A 17,527-nucleotide genomic window follows, 5' to 3' on the forward strand; every position below is an offset into this window, starting at 1 on the left:
AACGAAAGGCGACGGTTATCGCCCTCACATCGTTCTCCGCCGCTGATTCGGCGAAGTTGCACGCGGCCATCCGGACCGATCCGGCTCAATGAACCCTGGTCATCTCCAGGCCCAGCATGTCGTAGCGGACGGCAAGGTAGCCGTTCGGCATGGTCGTGACGGCGTCGGGGAAGACCTCGAGCACGTCCTGCGCCATCACGCCCCGATAGACCTCATCGCTCCAGAGATACCGGAAATCGTAGAGCGGCAGGCCGTTCGAGGCGGTCCCGGCAGGCTTGATATCAGTCTTGAGGCGGATATCGCTGGGAACGCCCTTTAGGCTGCCGGCGCCGTTGGCGGTGACGTTCGAAAGCACCGCGGACTTGCGCAACTCGGGTTTGCAATAAACCTTCTTCATCACCCCTCCGACAGTCTGGCGCGCACGATGACGCTGCGTCAGGCTGACCGATGATGCTGCGCCTGTCAATCGGACCGCACCGGGCCTACTGCAACTGCGGCTTCTTCAGGAAGCTGTTGCGATCCGCCGTCCGGACCCTCAGCCAGGCCTCGCGCCCGTCGCGCACGATGCGCATCGGCACCTCGGAGCCGGCGGGACCGCTGGCCCAGAGCTTTCGGTAGAAGTCGCTCAGGCCGTCGACTTCGCCGTCGCGCACGTCCGAGATGATGTCGCCTTCGCGCAGTCCCGCGCGCGCCGCCGGCCCGCCTTCCGAGACGCTCATCACGACGACCTCGCCGTCGCTTTCAGCGGAGAACGCCCCGAGCCAGGGGCGCGCCGGCTTGTCGACCCGGCCGCGGCTGATGAGGTCGTCGAGGATCGGCCGCAGAAGGTCGATCGGCACCACCATGTTGATGTCGGCGATCTCTTCGCCGCGGCTCATCTGCAGGCGCAGCGAACCGATGCCGAGCAGCCGGCCGTCGGCGCCGACCAGCGCCGCGCCGCCCCAGGACGGGTGCGCCGGCGCGGTGAAGATCGCGTCGTCGATCAGATACTCCCAGTAGCCGGCGAACTCCTGCCGCGCCACGATGGTCGATTCGACCGCCTCGCCGGCGCCGTCGACAAGCAGGGCCGTCTCGCCGACTTCCGCGGCAGAGGCATCGCCCAGTTCCATTGCCGGAAGGTCGAGGCGCTCCAGCGCCTGCACAAGCCCGAATCCCGTTTCCTGATCGTAGGCGAGCGCATGGCCCGCGACGACGCGGCCGTCATGGCCGGTCAGCCAGACTTCCTCGGCCTCGGTGATCAGGTAGCCGATCGTCAGCACCAGCCCGTTGTCGCGGATCACGACGCCGCTCCCTTCACGCCGGTTGCCGAGCGTGCCGGCGGTAAAGGCGTCGTCGGGAATGGTGGTGCGCACGGTCACGATCGACCGCCGGTTCGGTTCAATGGTCATGGGCTCTTCCTGGTATGACCGGCCAGGGGCTCATGCGGCTGCGCCTCTGCCGGTTCAGAAATCCGATCTTATAGCTAGGGCGCAATCCCGCAACCGCAAGGCACGCCGGGCGCGGTCGGGATATTCGCTCGGACATGGCGAGCGCAGTCCCTGCGGTATTTTCGCCGGCATCTTGAAGTGCGTTCCCCAAGGGAACATATGATTTAAATGAACGTTGATATCGGTTCCGTACCGACGCGGGGCCTGTGAGGAAACCATGTCTAGGATGCAATTTTTCACGCCGGTCTGCGTGTCGTCACGCAGCAAGCCGGGCGGTCGCGACATCGAAGATCTGGACGAGGCGCTGCGGTTCCTGCGCGAATGGCCGTCGGATCGGCGCGGCCCCGTCTATCTCGCCGCCTACAATGCCTGTTCGGCCGCGCGCGACGGCTACCTCACCGTCGAGGAAGCCAGGAAGTCCCTGTCGGGCTTTGCCCGCATCACCGGCATCCTGATGCGCGACAGCAGGCGTTCCGCGCCAGGTGCTGCTGCGAAGGAAGCGCCGCGCGTCGCGCACTGATAGGCCCGCGCCCAACCGGCCAAATTCCGATTGGCGGACATGACCCGTCCGCCACGATCCCGGATTGCCGAACCAGCTACATCTGGTCGTTGTAGTAGTCCTTGGTCTGGCCGACCATGCGCGCCAGGTCGGAAAAGCCCGGCACGCCGTCTTCGCCCTGCCGGCTGTTTGCAGCCTGCAGCAACCGGATCGGAAAGCAGATCGCATCCCGGCTGGCAGGAGACAGGTGGTCGACCAGCCTGTCCTCCCCCGTCAGGCTCGCTTCGGCCTTGCGCAAGGCGCGGTCGATTTCGTCGGCGTCGAGCAGGCCCTTGCGGACAAGCGCGCTGTTGACCGAGGCGACTGCGAGCAGCAGGCCCTGAAGCTGCAGGTTGGCGGTGTTCATGGCTGATCCTCCGTTGGCGCATCTCCTGGCGACCGCGCCCGAGGCGCGTCGATTCCCAAACAACCCGCCGCCGCGAAGGTTCCCTGACGACCGGTCCTACTCGGCCGGCTCGACGCCGGCGTAGGCGGCTTCCTCCAGTTCGCGCTTCAACCGCGATTCCTCGTGCGCCTTCGGCGTGACGAAACGGCCGAGCAGCAGATAGGCGACCGGCGTCAGGAACAGCGTCGATGCCGTCGCCAGGCCGAGGCCGCCGACGATCACCCAACCGAGCGCTATCCGCGCCTCCGCGCCGGCGCCCGACGCCAGAACCAGCGGCAGCCCGCCCAGCACCGTGCAGATCATCGTCATCATGACCGGGCGCAGCCGGATGTTGGCGGCCTGTTCGATCGCCTGGCGCACGTCCATGCCGCGGTCGCGAAGCTGGTTGGCGAATTCGACGATCAGGATTCCGTTCTTGGCCATGATGCCGACCATCAGCACCAGCCCGATCTGGCTGTAGGCGTTGAGGCTGGTGCCGGTGAGAAGCAGCGCGAAGACGGCGCAGGCCAGCCCCAGCGGCACGGTCGCCATGATGATGATGGCGCTGACGAAGCTCTCGAACTGCGCGGCCAGCACCAGGAGCACGATCACCAGCGCGAAACCGAAGATCGTCAGCACGCCGCTGTTCGTCTCGCCAAGCGTCGCCGCTTCGGCGAGCGGCAGGATGCGGCTCCCCGGCGGAAGCAGCGGAGTGGCGATTTCCCGGGCCCGCTCGAGCGCGGAGCCGAGCGCGAAATCGTCGCGCAGGTTGGAGGTTACGGCGACCGCCCGCAGCTGCTGCTCGCGCGTCAGCGACGGCGGAACCGCCTTTTCGGTCAACGTCGCGATCGACGCGAGCGGCACGAAGCGCCCGTCCGTGGTGCGCAGGAAGATGTTCTCCATGTCCGTCGGATCGTTGATCGGATTGGAGGTCGAGACGAGCTTCACCGCGTAGCTGCGGTCGTTGATGAAGACTTCGTCGATCTTGTTGCCGTCGAGCATGGCCTGGATCGCGGCCGACATGCCGGTGATGTCGATGCCGAGGTCGGACGCGCGGTCGCGATCGATCGACACGGAAAGTTGCGGCTGCGTCGCGTCGGTCGACAGCCTCGGCGATACGAACCGCGGGTCCTTCTCCATCTCGGCGATCACCTTGGCCGCGGCCTCGCCCAGTTCGGCATAGCTGTTCGAGCCGATCAGCGCGAACTGCAGGCCGCTGCCCGCGCCTCGGATGCGCAGGCTGTTGGGCGTGAACGGGAAGGCGCGCACGCCGGGCACCTGGGCGACCAGCCTGGTGATGTCGGCCATGATTTCCTGCTGCGAGCGCTGCCGCTCGTCCCATGGCGCAAGCGCCATCACCATGAAGGCGCTGTTGACCGACCCGCCCTGCCCCGCATTGGCGAAGGTCGCCTGGATTTCGCCCGCGTCGCGCAGCGGCTGGATGAGCTCCTCGATCCGCTTCAGCTGCTGGGTGGTGTAGTCCAGGCTCACGCCCTGCGGCGCGCTGATTCGCATCAGCGCGATCGAACGGTCCTCGCTCGGCGTCAGTTCCTGGCGGATCAGCCCGAACGCCCCGTAGGCCGCGGCCGCGAACAACACCGAGACGAGGACGACGATCAGCGGCGCATCGAGGCAGGCGTGCAGGCAGCGGCGATAGACGCCGGCGAGCATCCCGCCCACCTTGCTCATCGCGCCGTCGTGGTGTTCGCCCGTGTGCGCCGCCAGCATGCGCGAGGCGAGCATCGGGCAGAGCGAGAGCGCGACCACGCTGGACAGGAAGACGGCGATCGCCAGCACGAAGCCGAACTCGCGGAACAGGCCGCCGGTCTGGCCAGGCAGGAAGGATAGGGGCACGAACACGGCGATGAGCGTCGCCGTCGTCGCCACGACAGCGAAGAATACCTCCTGCGTGCCGAGCACCGCGGCCGCGCGCGGGCCCATTCCTTCGTTGCGCCGGCGCACGATGTTCTCCAGCACGACAATCGCGTCGTCGACGACAAGGCCGGTCGCCAGGACCAGGGCAAGCAGGGTCAGGATATTGACGGAGAAGCCGGCGAGGTAGATCGCCGCCACCGTGCCTACCAGCGCGACCGGCAGCGCCAGCCCGGGTATCAGCGTGGCGCGCGCATCGAGGAGAAACAGGTAGATCACCAGAAGCACGATCGACGCAGCGATGATCAGCGCGATCTCCACCTCGTGCACCGCGCCACGAACGAACACCGCATCGTCGCTGGTCACCTTGATGGTCATGCCTTCCGGCAGGTTCTTCTGGATGTCGGCGACCGCCGCGCGCACGCCGTCGGAAATGTCGAGCGTGTTTGATTCGGCCTGGCGGATGATCCCCATGCCGATTCCGGTCTTGCCGTCCGAGCGCAGCGAAGACTGGCCGATGTCCGGCCCGAGCGTCACCGTCGCCACGTCGCCGAGGCGGTTCTGATCGCCGATCATCAGGTTCTCGAACGCCTCGGGCGACGTCACGTCTGCGGTGGCGCGCACGATGATGTTCTGGTCGGCCGTCGTCAGCGCGCCGGCCGGCGTGTCGAGCGCGATCGAGGCCAGCGCGTTGCGGATGTCGGCGACGGTCTTGCCCAGGCTGGCGAGCTTGGCCTGGTCGATGTCGATGCGGAAGATCTTCTCGCGGTCGCCATAGACGCTGATGTCGGCCACGCCGGGCACCGACGACAGCGTATCGAGGATCTGGTCCTCGATCAGGATCGTCATGTCCTCCACGGACAGCTTGTCGGATGTCACGGCGAGGCGCATCACGGGATCGGAGTTGGCATCGGCCTTCACGATCCGCGGCGCATCGGCGTCGTCTGGAAGCTGGTTGGACACACGGCCGACCGCGTCGCGCATGTCCGAAGCGGCGACGTCGAGATCGACGCCGTCGTTGAACTCGACGGTCACGCGCGAACGCCCGTAGGACGAGGACGAGGAGATCGACTTGACGCCCGACACGCGGGCGACCGCACCTTCCAGTACGGCGGTCAGTTCGCGGTCGATGCTCTCGGCGGTCGCGCCGTCATAGTCGGCGGAAATGGTGATGACCGGCCGGTCGACATCCGGCAGTTCGCGCACTTCGACGCCGAAGAAGGCGGCGAGGCCCGCGACCACGATCAGCGTGTTGAGCACGAAGGCCAGGATCGGCCGGCGCACGAACAGCGCCGTCGTGCCGCTTTCGGGATGATGGCTGCTTGCTTCCGACATGGACGCGGCCCGCCTACGAGCCGCTGCCGGCCAGCGGCGGCGTCGCCGCGTCGGTCGGGGCGTTGCCGGCTATCAGCACGGGGGCGCCGTCGCGCACGGCATGAACGCCTTCCGTCACCACCGTGTCGCCGGGCGCTATGCCGTCGGCGGCCACCAGGACGTTCTCGGTGTTGCGCTGGACGATGCGCACCGGCGTGCGCTTCGCCTTCCCGTCGCGCACCACCCACACGAAGGCGCCGTCCGTGCCCCACTGGATCGCCAGCGGATCGACGGCAGGAAAAGCGTCGCCCGGGAACCTGACCTCGACGCGGAACGACATGCCGGCGCGCAACGTATCCTCGACGTTCGGGATCTCCGCCTGGACGAGCAGCGTCCGGCTCTTGTCGTCGACGCGATTGTCGACGGCGCTGACGCTTCCCTCGAACACCGCCTCGGGCCGCGCGATCGGCGAGGCCGTGAGCGGCCCGCCGACGGTCATGTTGGCCGCGAAGCGCTCCGGCACGTAGAAATCGATCTTGATGCGCGAACGATCGTCGATGGTCGCGACCACGGTGTCCGTGGTGACGTAGTTGCCGGCCTCGACCGGCAGGATGCCGACGATGCCGGCGATGGGCGAGGTGACCGACCGGCGGTCGAGGTCGAGTTGCGCATCGCGCAGCGCCAGCCGCGCATTGCCGACCAGAAGCTCGGCGTCCGTGACCTGCACCTGCGTCGCCGTGTTGGCGCTGCGCAGTGAGCGCATGCGCTCGAGCTTGGCCTCGGCGTCGGCGAGCGCGATCGTGGCGCGGTCGAGCGCGATTTCCTGGACTTCGGAGTCAAGCCGCGCGATGACGGCGCCGGCAGCGACATGCGCACCGGATTCGACGTCGATGCCGGTCACCCTGCCCGACGTGTAGGGCTTCACCGTCACCGAATTGTTGGCGCGGCCGGTTCCGATCGCCGACAGGCGGTCGTTGATGACCGAGCGTCCCACCGGCGCCGTGACGACCGCCGTCTGCGGGCCGCCCTGCATCCGTCCCCCGCCGCCGGGCTGCCGCGCCTCGGCGGGGCTGCCGCCGACGCCCAGGCCCAAGCCCGCGAGCATCTGCGGAGCACCCGGATAGAACTTTAGCCATCCTGCGGCCGCCACGGCCAGCACGATCAGCGCAACGAGGAACTGCTTCCAGACAGCCATGGCTACTCCGGCTTGGATACGACGTCGGTCGCAGTCATCGTTCCAGGGGCCTCCGGCAGGACCCGCCTGCGCGCCTTGACCGACAATCCGGGCGCACGACTGCATTCGCCACCTTATGACGATTTCGCGCTGCCGGCGCACCCGTCATATCATTAAATCTAGGTAACGTTGATGCGATGACCCGCCGACAAGGCGCTGTTCACAAAAGCTTGTTCAGCGGAGGTCTTCCATCTCGCCGATGCGGCGCGCGCTTTCGGTCTCGAGCAGGCGGGTCAATTCGCCGATCAGTGTTTCGGCGATCACGAACAGCGAAGCCGAGGAATCCCAGGGCGACGGCACCGCGGTCCGGCACGCCACCACATGGCGCGCGAAGCGCGCAATCGGCGACAGCCACTGGTCGGTGAACAGCACGATATGGACGCCCCTGTGGTGCGCCTTCTCGGCGAAGCGCAGCAGGCTTTCCTGGTAGCGGCGGATGTCGAAGATCAGCAGGACGTCGCGCTTGCCCATGTCGATCAGCCTGTCGCGCCAGTTGCTCTCCTGCCCGGCGAGGTGCAGCACGTTGGGCCGGATGATCGTCAGGTGCGCCGCCATGTAGCGGGCCACCGGATCGGTGAACCGGCCGCCGATCAGGAAGACGTCGGCGTTGGCCTGCGCCAGCAGCGCAACGATGTCGGCGACCTGCTTCTCGGAGACATGCCGGAAGGTCTCGTGGATGTTCTCCAGCGTCGCCTCGACGGTGGCCGGCACCTTGCCGCGTCTCGATGGCTGCTGGAGGCCGGCGCGCGAGGCCGGCGACTGGAACTGCGCGGCCAGTTCGTCCTGCAGCGCCGCCTGGAACTCCGCGTAGTTCTGGAAGCCGAGCCGCGACACGAAACGCAGGATCGTCGGGGAACTGACGCCCGCCGACTGCGAGAACTCCGCCACCGTCTTCAGTCCGATCACAGGGTAGCTCGCAATCAGCGTCTGCGCTGCACGGCGCTCGCCGGCCGGCATGGTGTCCATGCGGTCCGCGATCAGTTCCGTGACGCCTTGCCTCATCTGCGCCCTCCCTGCGTCAGCTTCCGGACGAAACGTTGTCGGAAACGTTTGACAAAGTCACCAAAGCTGTATGAAATCATCCATCAGAGCGCAACGAAATAATAAATGTATCATACGGTACAGCGCTTCGAGGGGCTTTGAATGCAGAACGCTGGGCAGATGGCGCCCGCCCGGGCAGGCGCAGGGGAGAAAGGCGTGGTTCGCGTGACGAATCGTGCCGGCTCGTCGCCCATCGTGCTTGTCTGCGACCATGCTTCGAACTGGCTACCGCCCGCCTATGGCAGCCTCGGGCTTCCCGACACCGACCTGCTGCGCCACATCGCCTGGGATCCCGGCGCCCTTCCTGTCGCTCTCGCACTGGCCGACCAGCTGGACGCCACCCTGGTGGAAGCTGGCGTTTCCCGGCTCGCGATCGACTGCAACCGGCCGCTCGACGCCCCCGACCTCATTCCTCCGATCAGCGAGACGACGCTGATCCCGGGCAACGCAGGGCTGTCCGAGGCCGATCGCGCCGAACGCGTGGCCCTTTCCTGGCAGCCATTCCACGAGACCATCGAAGAACTGGTCGAAGACCGGATTGCGGCGGGTCGCGACACCTGCCTGGTCTCGGTCCATTCCTTCACCCCCGTCTACAAGGGGGTCGACCGTCCCTGGGAAATCGGCATCGTGCACGACGACGACGAGCGCGTTTCGGCGCCGCTGATCGAGGCGCTCAAGGCCGCAGGCTCCTTCACGGTCGGGGACAACCAGCCGTATTCGCCCGACGACCGCGTCTATTTCACGCTCGAGCGGCACGCGCGGACCCGCGGACTGCCCTGCGCGATGATCGAGATCCGGAACGACGAGATCGCCGATCCGGAGGGACAGCGGCTCTGGGCTGGCCGTCTGTCGGGAATCTTTGCAACGATGGGGTATGAAGGCAAGCGGGCCGGAGCCAGCCTATGAAGAGCCGAAACAGCGGATGGGAACGGAGTTGCGATGCGTGAGGCGATGACAGCCTACGTTCGCGGGGTCGACGCCGTGAACCGCCGGGTCGGGCGTTTCGCCATGTACCTGATTTTTGCGCTGATCGGCGTCCTGCTGTGGTCGTCGCTGTCCAAGTTTGCAGGTTCGCCGGCCCTGTGGACGCTCGAAATGGCGCAGTTCATCATGGTCGCCTACTACCTGCTGGGCGGGCCCTACTCCGTCCAGATGGGCGACCATGTGCGGATGGACCTTCTCTACGCCGGATGGTCGCCGCGGCGAAAGACGGCCATCGATGCCGTGACGGTACTCTTCCTGCTGTTCTATCTCGCCATCCTTCTCTATGGCGGCATTTCGAGCACGACCTACGCGATCGAGTTCGGCGAGCGCGCCCACTCGGTCTGGCGGCCGTATATGTGGCCGGTCAAGCTCATCGCCTCGATCGGCATCTTCCTGATGCTGCTGCAGGCGCTGGCGGAACTCATGCGCGACATCCTCTTCCTGCAGGGCGTCAGCGTCGACCATCCACATGAGGCGGGCCTGTGACCTACGAGCTGATCGCACTCTTCATGTTCGCCTCGATGATGATGCTGCTGATGACCGGGCAGCGCGTCTTCGGCGTGATCGGCGCGGTGGCCGTCATGGCCGCGCTGCCGCTGTGGGGCACCGGAGGCGTGGAGATCGCCTTCGCCCAGTCCATCAAGCTGATGAAGTGGTATCCGCTGCTGACGCTGCCGATGTTCATCTTCATGGGCTACATGCTGTCGGAAAGCCGGATCGCCGACGATCTCTACCGCATGTTCCACGTCTGGTTCGGCCCCGTTCCGGGCGGCCTGGCCATCGGCACCATCGGTCTGATGGTCATCATCTCGGCGATGAACGGCCTTTCGGTAGCCGGCATGGCGATCGGAGCGACGATCGCGCTGCCGGAGCTTCTGCGGCGCGGCTACGACAAGCAGATGATAACCGGCGTCATCCAGGGCGGGTCCAGCCTCGGCATCCTCATCCCGCCTTCCGTCGTGCTCGTCCTCTACGGCATGATCGCCAGGCAGCCGGTCAGCCAGCTCTGGCTCGCCGGCGCCGTGCCCGGCCTGCTCATGGCCGCACTGTTCGTCATCTACATTGCCGTCCGCTGCCACTTCCAGCCGCATCTCGGTCCTGCGCTGACCCGCGAGGAGCGCGCCGAGATCACCTGGAGCCAGCGCTTCGCGCTGCTGCGCGCCGGCATCCTGCCGTTCATGATCTTCTTCCTGATGAACGGCCTCTTCTTGATGGGCATCACCAGCCTGGTGGAAAGCTCGGCTGTCGGGGCGACCGCCGCCATGGGAGCGGCGATCATCAAGGGCCGGCTGACGCGCGAGGTCTTCGAGAACACCGTGCGCAAGACGCTCGGCATCTCCTGCATGTTCATGTGGATCATCCTGGCCGCGCTCTGCTTTGGCGCGGTGTTCGACGGCCTGGGTGCCGTGAAGGCCATCGAGGGCTTCTTCCTCGACCGACTGGGCCTCGACCGCTGGCAGATCCTCATCCTGATGCAGCTGAGCTTCCTGCTGATGGGCACCTTCCTCGACGACACGGCGATGCTGGTCATCGTCGCGCCGCTCTACGTGCCGCTGGTCAAGGCGCTTGAATTCGACCTGGTCTGGTATGGCGTGCTCTACACCATCACCTGCCAGATCGCGTACATGACGCCGCCGTTCGGCTACAATCTGTTCCTGATGCGCGCCATGGCGCCGCCGGATATCCGGCTGCGCGACATCTACCTCTCCGTGATCCCGTTCGTCGCGGTCATGATCCTCACCCTCATCATCGTGATGGTCTTTCCGCAACTGGCGTTGTGGCTGCCCGCCCAGTTCCAGGGCAAGCTGCAAGGTTGAAGTCTAGAACAACAACACCACCAGAGAAGGAGAACAGCATGCTTAGCAGACGCAAATTCCTCACCAAGGCCGGCGTGGCGGGTGCTGCCGCCGGAACCGCGCTGGCGGCGCCTCCGGTCATCGCGCAGGAGCCTATCCGCTGGCGCATGCAGACCTATGCCGGCGCGACGCTCGGCCAGTTCGTCACCCAGCCCTTCGTCGACGCCTTCAACAAGGCGGCGAACGGCGAAATGGTGATCGAGCTGTTCTTCGCCGACCAGATCGTGCCGACGGGCGAGCTCTTCCGCGCCATGCAGGCCGGCACGATCGACGCCGTCCATTCGGACGACGATTCGATGGCGGCCCCGGTGGAAGTCGGCATCTTTGGTGGCTACTTCCCCTTCGCCACGCGCTCGATCGTCGACGTGCCGGTGCTCTTCCAGCAGTACGGGCTGGCCGAGATCTGGCGCGACGCCTATGCCAAGGCCGGCGGCGTCGTCTGGCTTTCCGCGGCGGGCCAGGACCCCTGCAACTTCAACACCAAGAAGGAGATCAAGAGCCTCGCCGACCTGTCGGGCCTGAAGCTCTACACCTTCCCGACCGCGGGCCGCTTCCTCGCCCAGTTCGGCGTGGTTCCGGTTTCCATTCCCTACGAGGACGCCGAAGTGGCCGTCCAGACCGGCGAGCTCGACGGCATGGCCTGGTCGGGCATCACCGAGGACTACACGGTCGGCTGGGCGAATGTCACCGACTACTTCCTGACCAACAACATCTCTGGCGCCTGGATCGGCTCGTGGTTCGCCAACGAGAAGAAGTGGGCTGACCTGCCCGATCATCTCAAGCAGATCTACATGTCGTGCATGGAAGCCAGCCACACCTTCCGCAACCAGTGGTACTGGGGCGGCGAGGCGAAGCTGCGGGCGACCGGCGACAAGCTGGCGCTGCGCTCCGTGCCTGCCGCGGAATGGAAGCAGGTCGAGCTGGCAGCGGTCAAGTTCTGGGACGAGATCGCCGCCGAAAGCGAGACCAAGGCGAAGGTGATCGAGATCTTCAAGCAATACAACGGCGTCATCAACAACGCCGGCTTCCCCTACAGCGAATCCTGATTCCAAAAATGAAACCACCGCTCCCGGCGCAATGCCGGGGGCGGGCTCCAACCCCATCCAGGACAAAGTCAAATGGCCGGCAATCTCACATTCGATCAACTGAAAAAGGCTGCCGCCAGCGGCGAGATCGACACGGTGCTCTGCGCAGCAGTCGACATGCAGGGCCGTTTGATCGGCAAGCGTTTCCTGGCCAGCTATTTCGTCGAGTCCGCTTATGACGAGACGCATGGCTGCAACTACCTGCTCGCCAACGACATCGATATGGAGCCGGTGCCCGGCTACAAGGCGGCCAGCTGGTCGAAGGGCTACGGCGACTTCGTGATGAAGCCCGACCTCACTACCATCCGCCGCGTGCCATGGCTTGAGAAGACGGCGCTGCTGCTGTGCGACCTGCAGGACCACCACACGCACCAGGACCTGCCGCACTCGCCCCGGGGCATCCTGAAGAAGCAGGTCCAGCGCCTGCAGGAGCGCGGCTACCTCGCCTATTTCGCGTCCGAGCTCGAGTTCTACCTGTTCAGCGAAAGCTACGACTCGGCCCGCCAGAAGCACTGGCAGAATCTCGAGACCGCATCGCCCTATATCGGCGACTACCTGATCGGCATCACCACCAAGGAAGAGGACGTGATGCGCCGCCTGCGCAACGACATGCAGGCCGCGGGCATCCCGATCGAGAACTCCAAGGGCGAGTGGGGTCCCGGCCAGGAAGAGATCAACGTCCGTTATGCCGAAGTGCTTGAGATGGCCGACCGGCACGTCATCCTGAAGAACGGCGCCAAGGAGATCGCCGACCAGATGGGCAAGGCGATCAGCTTCATGGCGAAGTACAATTACGGGCTCGCCGGAAACTCCAGCCACATCCACAACTCGCTGTGGAGCGCCGACGGCAAGACGCCGCTCTTCTTCGACAAGAAGGCAGAATGGACGCTGTCCGAGCTTGGCCGGCAATGGTCCGCCGGCCAGTTGAAATACGCCCGCGAGTTCACCTGGTTCCTGGCGCCCTACATCAACTCCTACAAGCGCTTCCAGTCCGGCACCTTCGCGCCGACCAAGATCATGTGGAGCGAGGACAACCGCACCGCAGGCTTCCGGCTGTGCGGCGAAGGCACCAAGGGCATCCGCATGGAATGCCGCATCGGCGGCGCCGACCTCAATCCCTATCTGGCCTTCGCGGCGCTCATCGCTGCGGGCCTTGCGGGCATCGACGAGAAGCTCGAGTTGCAGAAGCCGTTCGTCGGCGACGCATATCAGGCCGCCAGGCTGCCGGAGATTCCCAAGACCCTGCGCGACGCCACCGATGCGATGGCGAAGTCGAAGATGCTGAAGGCCGCGTTCGGCGAGGAAGTCGTCGAGCACTACCTTCACACCGCCCGCTGGGAGCAGCTTGAATATGACCGCCGGATCACCGACTGGGAGCTGCACCGCGGGTTCGAGCGATACTAGCTGCCGCGGCGCGCACGCCTGCGGCGCATGATGACAAGGACATCAGACATGACTGAAACGATAAAACTCAAGTCGCCGATCGACGGCTCGATCTATGCCGAGCGCCCCGTCGCTACCGACGCCGAACTGAATGCGGCCGTCGAGCGCGCCCGCGGCGCGCAGGCGGAATGGGCGAAGACGCCGATCGCAACGCGCGGCAGGTACATGCTCGCCATGCTGGAAGCGCTCGTCGGCATGACCGACGAGATCGTGCCGGAGATCGCCTGGCAGATGGGGCGCCCGGTCCGCTACGGCGGCGAGTTCGGCGGCGTCAGGGAACGCACCCAATACATGGTCGAGATCGCGGAAAAGGCGCTCGCCCCCGTGCCCGCGTCAAACCCGAAGGACGGGTTCCGCCGCTATGTGAAGAAGGAGCCGCTCGGCGTGGTGATGGTCATCGCGCCGTGGAACTACCCATACCTCACCGCTGTCAACACGATCGTGCCGGCGCTGATGGCGGGCTCCACCGTCATCCTCAAGCACGCCGCGCAGACGCTGCTGGTCGGCGAACGCTTCGCCCAGGCCTTCGAGAAGGCCGGCCTGCCCAGGGGCGTCTTCCAGAACGTCGTGCTCAACCACGGCCAGACGGAAAGGCTGCTCGGCTCCGGCAAGATCGACCATGTCAACTTCACCGGCTCGGTTGCGGGCGGGCGCGCCATCGAGAAGGCAGCGGCTGGTACTTTCATGACCATGGGCCTCGAGCTTGGCGGCAAGGACCCGGCCTACGTTCTTCCCGACGCCAAGATGGACCACGCAATCGCCAACCTCGCGGAAGGCGCCTTCTTCAATTCGGGCCAGTGCTGCTGCGGCATCGAGCGCATCTACGTACACGAGAAGGTCTATGACGACTTCGTCGAGGGCTTCATCGCCGAAAGCCGCAACTGGACGCTCGGCAACCCGCTCGACAAGGACGCGGTCATCGGGCCGATGGCGCAGGCGCGTTTCGCCGACCTCATCCGCGAGCAGAAGGCCGAAGCCCTGCGCAAGGGCGCGACCGCCCACATGAACGCCAGGGACGACCGGGACCAGGCCGGTTCGCCCTACCTGCCGGCCGAGGTGCTGACCGGCGTCAACCACCAGATGTCGGTCATGCGCGAAGAGAGCTTCGGCCCGATCGTCGGCATCATGAAGGTGCGCGACGACGACGAGGCTGTCTCGCTGATGAACGACAGCCCCTATGGCCTCACCGCCTCGGTCTGGACTGCCGACACCGACCACGCGATTTCTATCGGCGACCGCGTCGAGACCGGCACCGTCTTCATGAACCGCTGCGACTATCTCGATCCGGCGCTGGTCTGGACCGGCGTCAAGGACACCGGAAAGGGCGCCGCACTCTCGGCCATCGGGTACGACAACCTGACCCGTCCGAAATCCTTCCACCTGCGCGAGAAAGTTTAGGTGTCCGCCATTTCAAAGTGTACCACAGCCTCTAAGCGGCTGAGCGCGTGCCTTTCGTTGGGCCTCGCCATTGTAGCAGCCCCTGCATCCTCTAAGTCGTTGATCGAAGTCTCGAGCGAGACGCTCCGCGATCATTTGGCTGAGTTGTTCGCTGCGAGCGCCTATTGCAATAGTTTTAATCTGCGACACAACATGATCGATATCGTTTGGGATGTTCTAGAATTGCAAGTCAATGAAGACCCTAATAGTGAGACGCAACTAGCACTATTCACCCCATTGTTGGAACATTGGAACGCCAAGTTCCAAGCGGATACTGTCAGTTCCTGCGATGAATCATATTCAAGATACGGTCATGACGGGACCGCAATCCCAGACACGATGTACCGCCGCTAACTCAGCTAATGTTGGCCAAGAAAGAACCGTTGATGTCCAAGCTCGTCTCCAAATGGAACTACCCCACCACCGTCCGCTTCGGCGCCGGCCGCATCGCGGAACTGCCCGATGCGCTGGCTTTCGCCGGCATCAAGCGGCCGCTCTTCGTCACCGACCCCGGCCTGGCGAAACTGCCCTCCACCGCTTCGGCTCTGAAGGTGCTGGAAGACGCCAGGATCCCCCATTCGGTGTTCACCGACGTCAAGCCGAACCCGGTGGAAGCCAACCTCACCGCCGGCATAGCGGCGTTCAAGAAGGGCAAGCATGACGGCGTCATCGCCTTCGGCGGCGGCTCGGCGCTCGATCTCGGCAAGCTGATCGCCTTCCAGGCCGGCCAGACCCGGCCGATCTGGGATTTCGAGGACATCGGCGACTGGTGGACGCGCGCCGATTCGGATGCGATCGCGCCGATCGTCGCCGTTCCCACCACCGCCGGAACCGGCTCCGAGGTCGGCCGTGCCGGCGTTCTCACCAACGAGGCGACACACACCAAGAAGATCATCTTCCACCCCAAGCTCCTGCCCGCGATCGTCATCGCCGACCCCGAACTCACGGTCGGCATGCCGCCCTTCATCACGGTCGGCACCGGCATGGACGCGCTCGCCCATTGCCTCGAAGCCTATTGCGCCACCGGTTTCCATCCGATGGCGGACGGCATCGCGCTGGAAGGCATGCGCCTCGTCTTCGAAAACCTGCCGAAGGCGGCCGCCAACGGCAAGGACATCACCGCCCGCGCCAACATGATGGCGGCCGCGGCAATGGGCGCCACCGCCTTCCAGAAGGGGCTCGGCGCCATCCACTCGCTGTCGCATCCGATCGGGGCGCTCTACGACACCCATCACGGCATGACGAACGCCGTGTTCATGCCTTACGTGCTCGCCTTCAACCGGCCGGCGATCGAGGAGCGCATCGCGCGTGCCGGCGCCTATATCGGCATCAAGGGCGGCTTCGACGGCTTCAGCAAGGCGATCCTGAAGCTCAGGAAGGAACTCAAGGTTCCCCACACGCTGCCCGACCTCATCAAGGGGCTGAAGATGGACGTCAGGCGCAAGGCCGAAATCGCCGCAATGGCGGTCGAGGATCCGAGCACGGGCTCCAACCCGGTCAAGCTGACCAAGCGGGCGGCGCAGACGCTGCTCGACAACGCAATCGCCGGAAAACTCTGAACTTTTCGGCCCTGTCGCTCAGGGGACGAGGGCGGTCGCAAACGGAGGGAGGAAAGCTGACGGAAGGGGCTCAAAGTGTTTAGCCGAGAAATCAACTCGGCGCAGATTGATACGATCTGAAAAAAGGGGTTAACTTTTCGCGCCTTGGGGGATCTGGCAGTCCGACTTTCACGGGACTGTCACATGACAGCGGTACCGCATTCCGAGGCGTCGAATGGCGTCAGTTCAACGGAGAGAACATATGTTCAATTTCACGGGAAAAGCGCTTTCCCTTACGGCTGCGTCGCTGATGGTGACGACGGCCATCGCGTCCGCGCAGTCGATGGACGAACTGGTTGCCGCCGCCAAGGCGGAAGGCATGCTCACCACGATCGCCCTGCCGCACAGCTGGTGCGGCTACGGCGACGTCATCGCCGGCTTCAAGGCGAAGTATCCGGACATCAAGGTCAACGAACTCAATCCTGACGCCGGCTCCGCCGACGAGCTCGAGGCGGTTCGCGCCAACAAGGACAACAAGGGCCCGCAGGCGCCCGACGTGCTCGACGTCGGTCTTTCCTTCGGTCCGGCCGCCCAAGCGGAAGGCCTGCTGCAGCCTCACAAGGTCGCGACCTGGGACACGATCCCGGCCGATGCGAAGGACGCCGACGGCCACTGGTATGGCGACTACTACGGCGTCATGTCGCTGATGGTGAACACCGATCTGGTGCAGAACGTGCCGACCTCCTTCGCCGATCTTCTGAAGCCGGAATATGCCGGCCAGGTCGCGCTGGCGGGTGATCCGCGTGCCTCGAACCAGGCTATCCTCGGCGTCATGGCCGCTGGCATGGCGCAGGGTGCGGCGCCCGGCGCGGACGCTGCCAAGGCAGGCCTTGAATACTTCAAGAAGCTCAACGACGCGGGCAACTTCGTCCCGGTCATCGGCAAGGCTGGCACGCTCGCGCAGGGCACGACGCCGATCATCATCGCTTGGGACTACAACGCCCTGTCGTGGAGCGATTCGCTCAACGGCAACCCGCCGGTCAAGGTCGTCGTGCCTTCCGACTCGGTGCTTGCCGGCGTCTACGTGCAGGCCATCAGCGCCTACGCGCCGCAGCCCAACGCCGCCAAGCTGTGGATGGAATACCTCTACAGCGACGAAGGCCAGCTCGGCTGGCTGAAGGGCTACTGCCACCCGATCCGCTTCAACGACCTCGTTGCCAAGGGCTCGGTGCCGCAGGAGATGCTCGACAAGCTGCCGCCGGCTGAAGGCTACGCCAAGGCCGTGTTCCCGAGCCTCGACGCCGTGAACGCCAACTCCGAGGCGGTCAAGGCAGGCTGGGATGGCGTCGTCGGCGCCAACGTCGTTCAGTAGC

General features: G+C 65.2%; 15 protein-coding genes. 9 read left to right on the plus strand and 6 right to left on the minus strand.

Features of this window, described 5'->3' with window-relative positions; genetic code table 11:
- Positions 1–85 precede the first annotated feature (85 nt).
- Positions 86–397: a tail fiber domain-containing protein gene (locus ABUE31_RS05585; protein WP_367722549.1), complete on the minus strand. Its 312-nt coding sequence runs from the start codon at positions 395–397 to the stop codon at positions 86–88.
- Between the two features lie 85 nt (positions 398–482).
- The gene (locus ABUE31_RS05590) at positions 483–1,388 is read right to left on the minus strand and encodes a S1C family serine protease (protein ID WP_367722550.1); all 906 of its coding nucleotides are present in this window, start codon (positions 1,386–1,388) and stop codon (positions 483–485) included.
- 265 nt (positions 1,389–1,653) lie between these two features.
- On the opposite strand from ABUE31_RS05590, the gene ABUE31_RS05595 reads away from it, so the two are divergent.
- Positions 1,654–1,947 carry a DUF982 domain-containing protein gene (locus ABUE31_RS05595; RefSeq protein WP_367722551.1) on the plus strand — a complete coding sequence of 98 codons (294 nt, stop codon included), beginning with the start codon at positions 1,654–1,656 and terminating at the stop codon, positions 1,945–1,947.
- 76 nt (positions 1,948–2,023) lie between these two features.
- On the opposite strand, the gene ABUE31_RS05600 is transcribed toward ABUE31_RS05595, so the two are convergent.
- From ABUE31_RS05600 to ABUE31_RS05615, 4 genes are all read right to left on the minus strand, one after another.
- The gene (locus ABUE31_RS05600; protein ID WP_367722552.1) at positions 2,024–2,332 is read right to left on the minus strand and encodes a hypothetical protein; all 309 of its coding nucleotides are present in this window, start codon (positions 2,330–2,332) and stop codon (positions 2,024–2,026) included.
- Positions 2,333–2,428: 96 nt separating this feature from the next.
- On the minus strand, positions 2,429–5,557 hold the full coding sequence (locus ABUE31_RS05605) for an efflux RND transporter permease subunit (protein WP_367722553.1): 3,129 nt from the start codon (positions 5,555–5,557) through the stop codon (positions 2,429–2,431).
- A gap of 13 nt (positions 5,558–5,570) precedes the next feature.
- On the minus strand, positions 5,571–6,731 hold the full coding sequence (locus tag ABUE31_RS05610; RefSeq protein WP_367722554.1) for an efflux RND transporter periplasmic adaptor subunit: 1,161 nt from the start codon (positions 6,729–6,731) through the stop codon (positions 5,571–5,573).
- Between the two features lie 213 nt (positions 6,732–6,944).
- The gene (locus tag ABUE31_RS05615) at positions 6,945–7,772 is read right to left on the minus strand and encodes a MurR/RpiR family transcriptional regulator (protein ID WP_367722555.1); all 828 of its coding nucleotides are present in this window, start codon (positions 7,770–7,772) and stop codon (positions 6,945–6,947) included.
- Positions 7,773–7,931: 159 nt separating this feature from the next.
- On the opposite strand from ABUE31_RS05615, the gene ABUE31_RS05620 reads away from it, so the two are divergent.
- The 8 genes from ABUE31_RS05620 (at position 7,932) to ABUE31_RS05655 (ending at position 17,526) form a co-directional block, all read left to right on the plus strand.
- Positions 7,932–8,717 (plus strand): N-formylglutamate amidohydrolase, encoded by a 786-nt coding sequence (locus tag ABUE31_RS05620; RefSeq protein ID WP_437344104.1) that lies wholly within the window; start codon positions 7,932–7,934, stop codon positions 8,715–8,717.
- 33 nt (positions 8,718–8,750) lie between these two features.
- Positions 8,751–9,281, plus strand: a complete 531-nt coding sequence (locus ABUE31_RS05625; RefSeq protein ID WP_367722557.1) for a TRAP transporter small permease subunit — start codon at positions 8,751–8,753, stop codon at positions 9,279–9,281.
- Complete coding sequence (locus ABUE31_RS05630; RefSeq protein WP_367722558.1) at positions 9,278–10,612, plus strand: TRAP transporter large permease; 1,335 nt, start codon at positions 9,278–9,280, stop codon at positions 10,610–10,612. The genes ABUE31_RS05625 and ABUE31_RS05630 overlap by 4 nt, the downstream gene beginning before the upstream one ends.
- A 38-nt stretch (positions 10,613–10,650) precedes the next feature.
- Positions 10,651–11,697: a TRAP transporter substrate-binding protein gene (locus ABUE31_RS05635; protein ID WP_367722559.1), complete on the plus strand. Its 1,047-nt coding sequence runs from the start codon at positions 10,651–10,653 to the stop codon at positions 11,695–11,697.
- 72 nt (positions 11,698–11,769) lie between these two features.
- Positions 11,770–13,140, plus strand: coding sequence for a glutamine synthetase family protein (locus ABUE31_RS05640; RefSeq protein WP_367722560.1), 1,371 nt, complete (start codon positions 11,770–11,772; stop codon positions 13,138–13,140).
- 48 nt (positions 13,141–13,188) lie between these two features.
- Complete coding sequence (locus ABUE31_RS05645) at positions 13,189–14,577, plus strand: aldehyde dehydrogenase family protein (protein WP_367722561.1); 1,389 nt, start codon at positions 13,189–13,191, stop codon at positions 14,575–14,577.
- A 425-nt stretch (positions 14,578–15,002) separates the two neighbouring features.
- Positions 15,003–16,175: an iron-containing alcohol dehydrogenase gene (locus tag ABUE31_RS05650; RefSeq protein ID WP_367722562.1), complete on the plus strand. Its 1,173-nt coding sequence runs from the start codon at positions 15,003–15,005 to the stop codon at positions 16,173–16,175.
- A gap of 241 nt (positions 16,176–16,416) precedes the next feature.
- Positions 16,417–17,526: an ABC transporter substrate-binding protein gene (locus tag ABUE31_RS05655; protein WP_367722563.1), complete on the plus strand. Its 1,110-nt coding sequence runs from the start codon at positions 16,417–16,419 to the stop codon at positions 17,524–17,526.
- Position 17,527: the final 1 nt, after the last annotated feature.

The organism is Mesorhizobium marinum (genome assembly GCF_040813675.1).
Taxonomy (GTDB): domain Bacteria; phylum Pseudomonadota; class Alphaproteobacteria; order Rhizobiales; family Rhizobiaceae; genus Mesorhizobium_K; species Mesorhizobium_K marinum.

Excerpts from the sequence above, each read along its gene's own strand:
- ABUE31_RS05585 (WP_367722549.1), bottom strand. The coding sequence starts at position 397 with ATGAAGAAGGTTTATTGCAAACCCGAGTTGCGCAAGTCCGCGGTGCTT.
- ABUE31_RS05590 (WP_367722550.1), bottom strand. The coding sequence starts at position 1,388 with ATGACCATTGAACCGAACCGGCGGTCGATCGTGACCGTGCGCACCACC.
- ABUE31_RS05595 (WP_367722551.1), top strand. The coding sequence starts at position 1,654 with ATGCAATTTTTCACGCCGGTCTGCGTGTCGTCACGCAGCAAGCCGGGC.
- ABUE31_RS05600 (WP_367722552.1), bottom strand. The coding sequence starts at position 2,332 with ATGAACACCGCCAACCTGCAGCTTCAGGGCCTGCTGCTCGCAGTCGCC.
- ABUE31_RS05605 (WP_367722553.1), bottom strand. The coding sequence starts at position 5,557 with ATGTCGGAAGCAAGCAGCCATCATCCCGAAAGCGGCACGACGGCGCTG.
- ABUE31_RS05610 (WP_367722554.1), bottom strand. The coding sequence starts at position 6,731 with ATGGCTGTCTGGAAGCAGTTCCTCGTTGCGCTGATCGTGCTGGCCGTG.
- ABUE31_RS05615 (WP_367722555.1), bottom strand. The coding sequence starts at position 7,772 with ATGAGGCAAGGCGTCACGGAACTGATCGCGGACCGCATGGACACCATG.
- ABUE31_RS05620 (WP_437344104.1), top strand. The coding sequence starts at position 7,932 with ATGGCGCCCGCCCGGGCAGGCGCAGGGGAGAAAGGCGTGGTTCGCGTG.
- ABUE31_RS05625 (WP_367722557.1), top strand. The coding sequence starts at position 8,751 with ATGCGTGAGGCGATGACAGCCTACGTTCGCGGGGTCGACGCCGTGAAC.
- ABUE31_RS05635 (WP_367722559.1), top strand. The coding sequence starts at position 10,651 with ATGCTTAGCAGACGCAAATTCCTCACCAAGGCCGGCGTGGCGGGTGCT.
- ABUE31_RS05640 (WP_367722560.1), top strand. The coding sequence starts at position 11,770 with ATGGCCGGCAATCTCACATTCGATCAACTGAAAAAGGCTGCCGCCAGC.
- ABUE31_RS05645 (WP_367722561.1), top strand. The coding sequence starts at position 13,189 with ATGACTGAAACGATAAAACTCAAGTCGCCGATCGACGGCTCGATCTAT.
- ABUE31_RS05650 (WP_367722562.1), top strand. The coding sequence starts at position 15,003 with ATGTCCAAGCTCGTCTCCAAATGGAACTACCCCACCACCGTCCGCTTC.
- ABUE31_RS05655 (WP_367722563.1), top strand. The coding sequence starts at position 16,417 with ATGTTCAATTTCACGGGAAAAGCGCTTTCCCTTACGGCTGCGTCGCTG.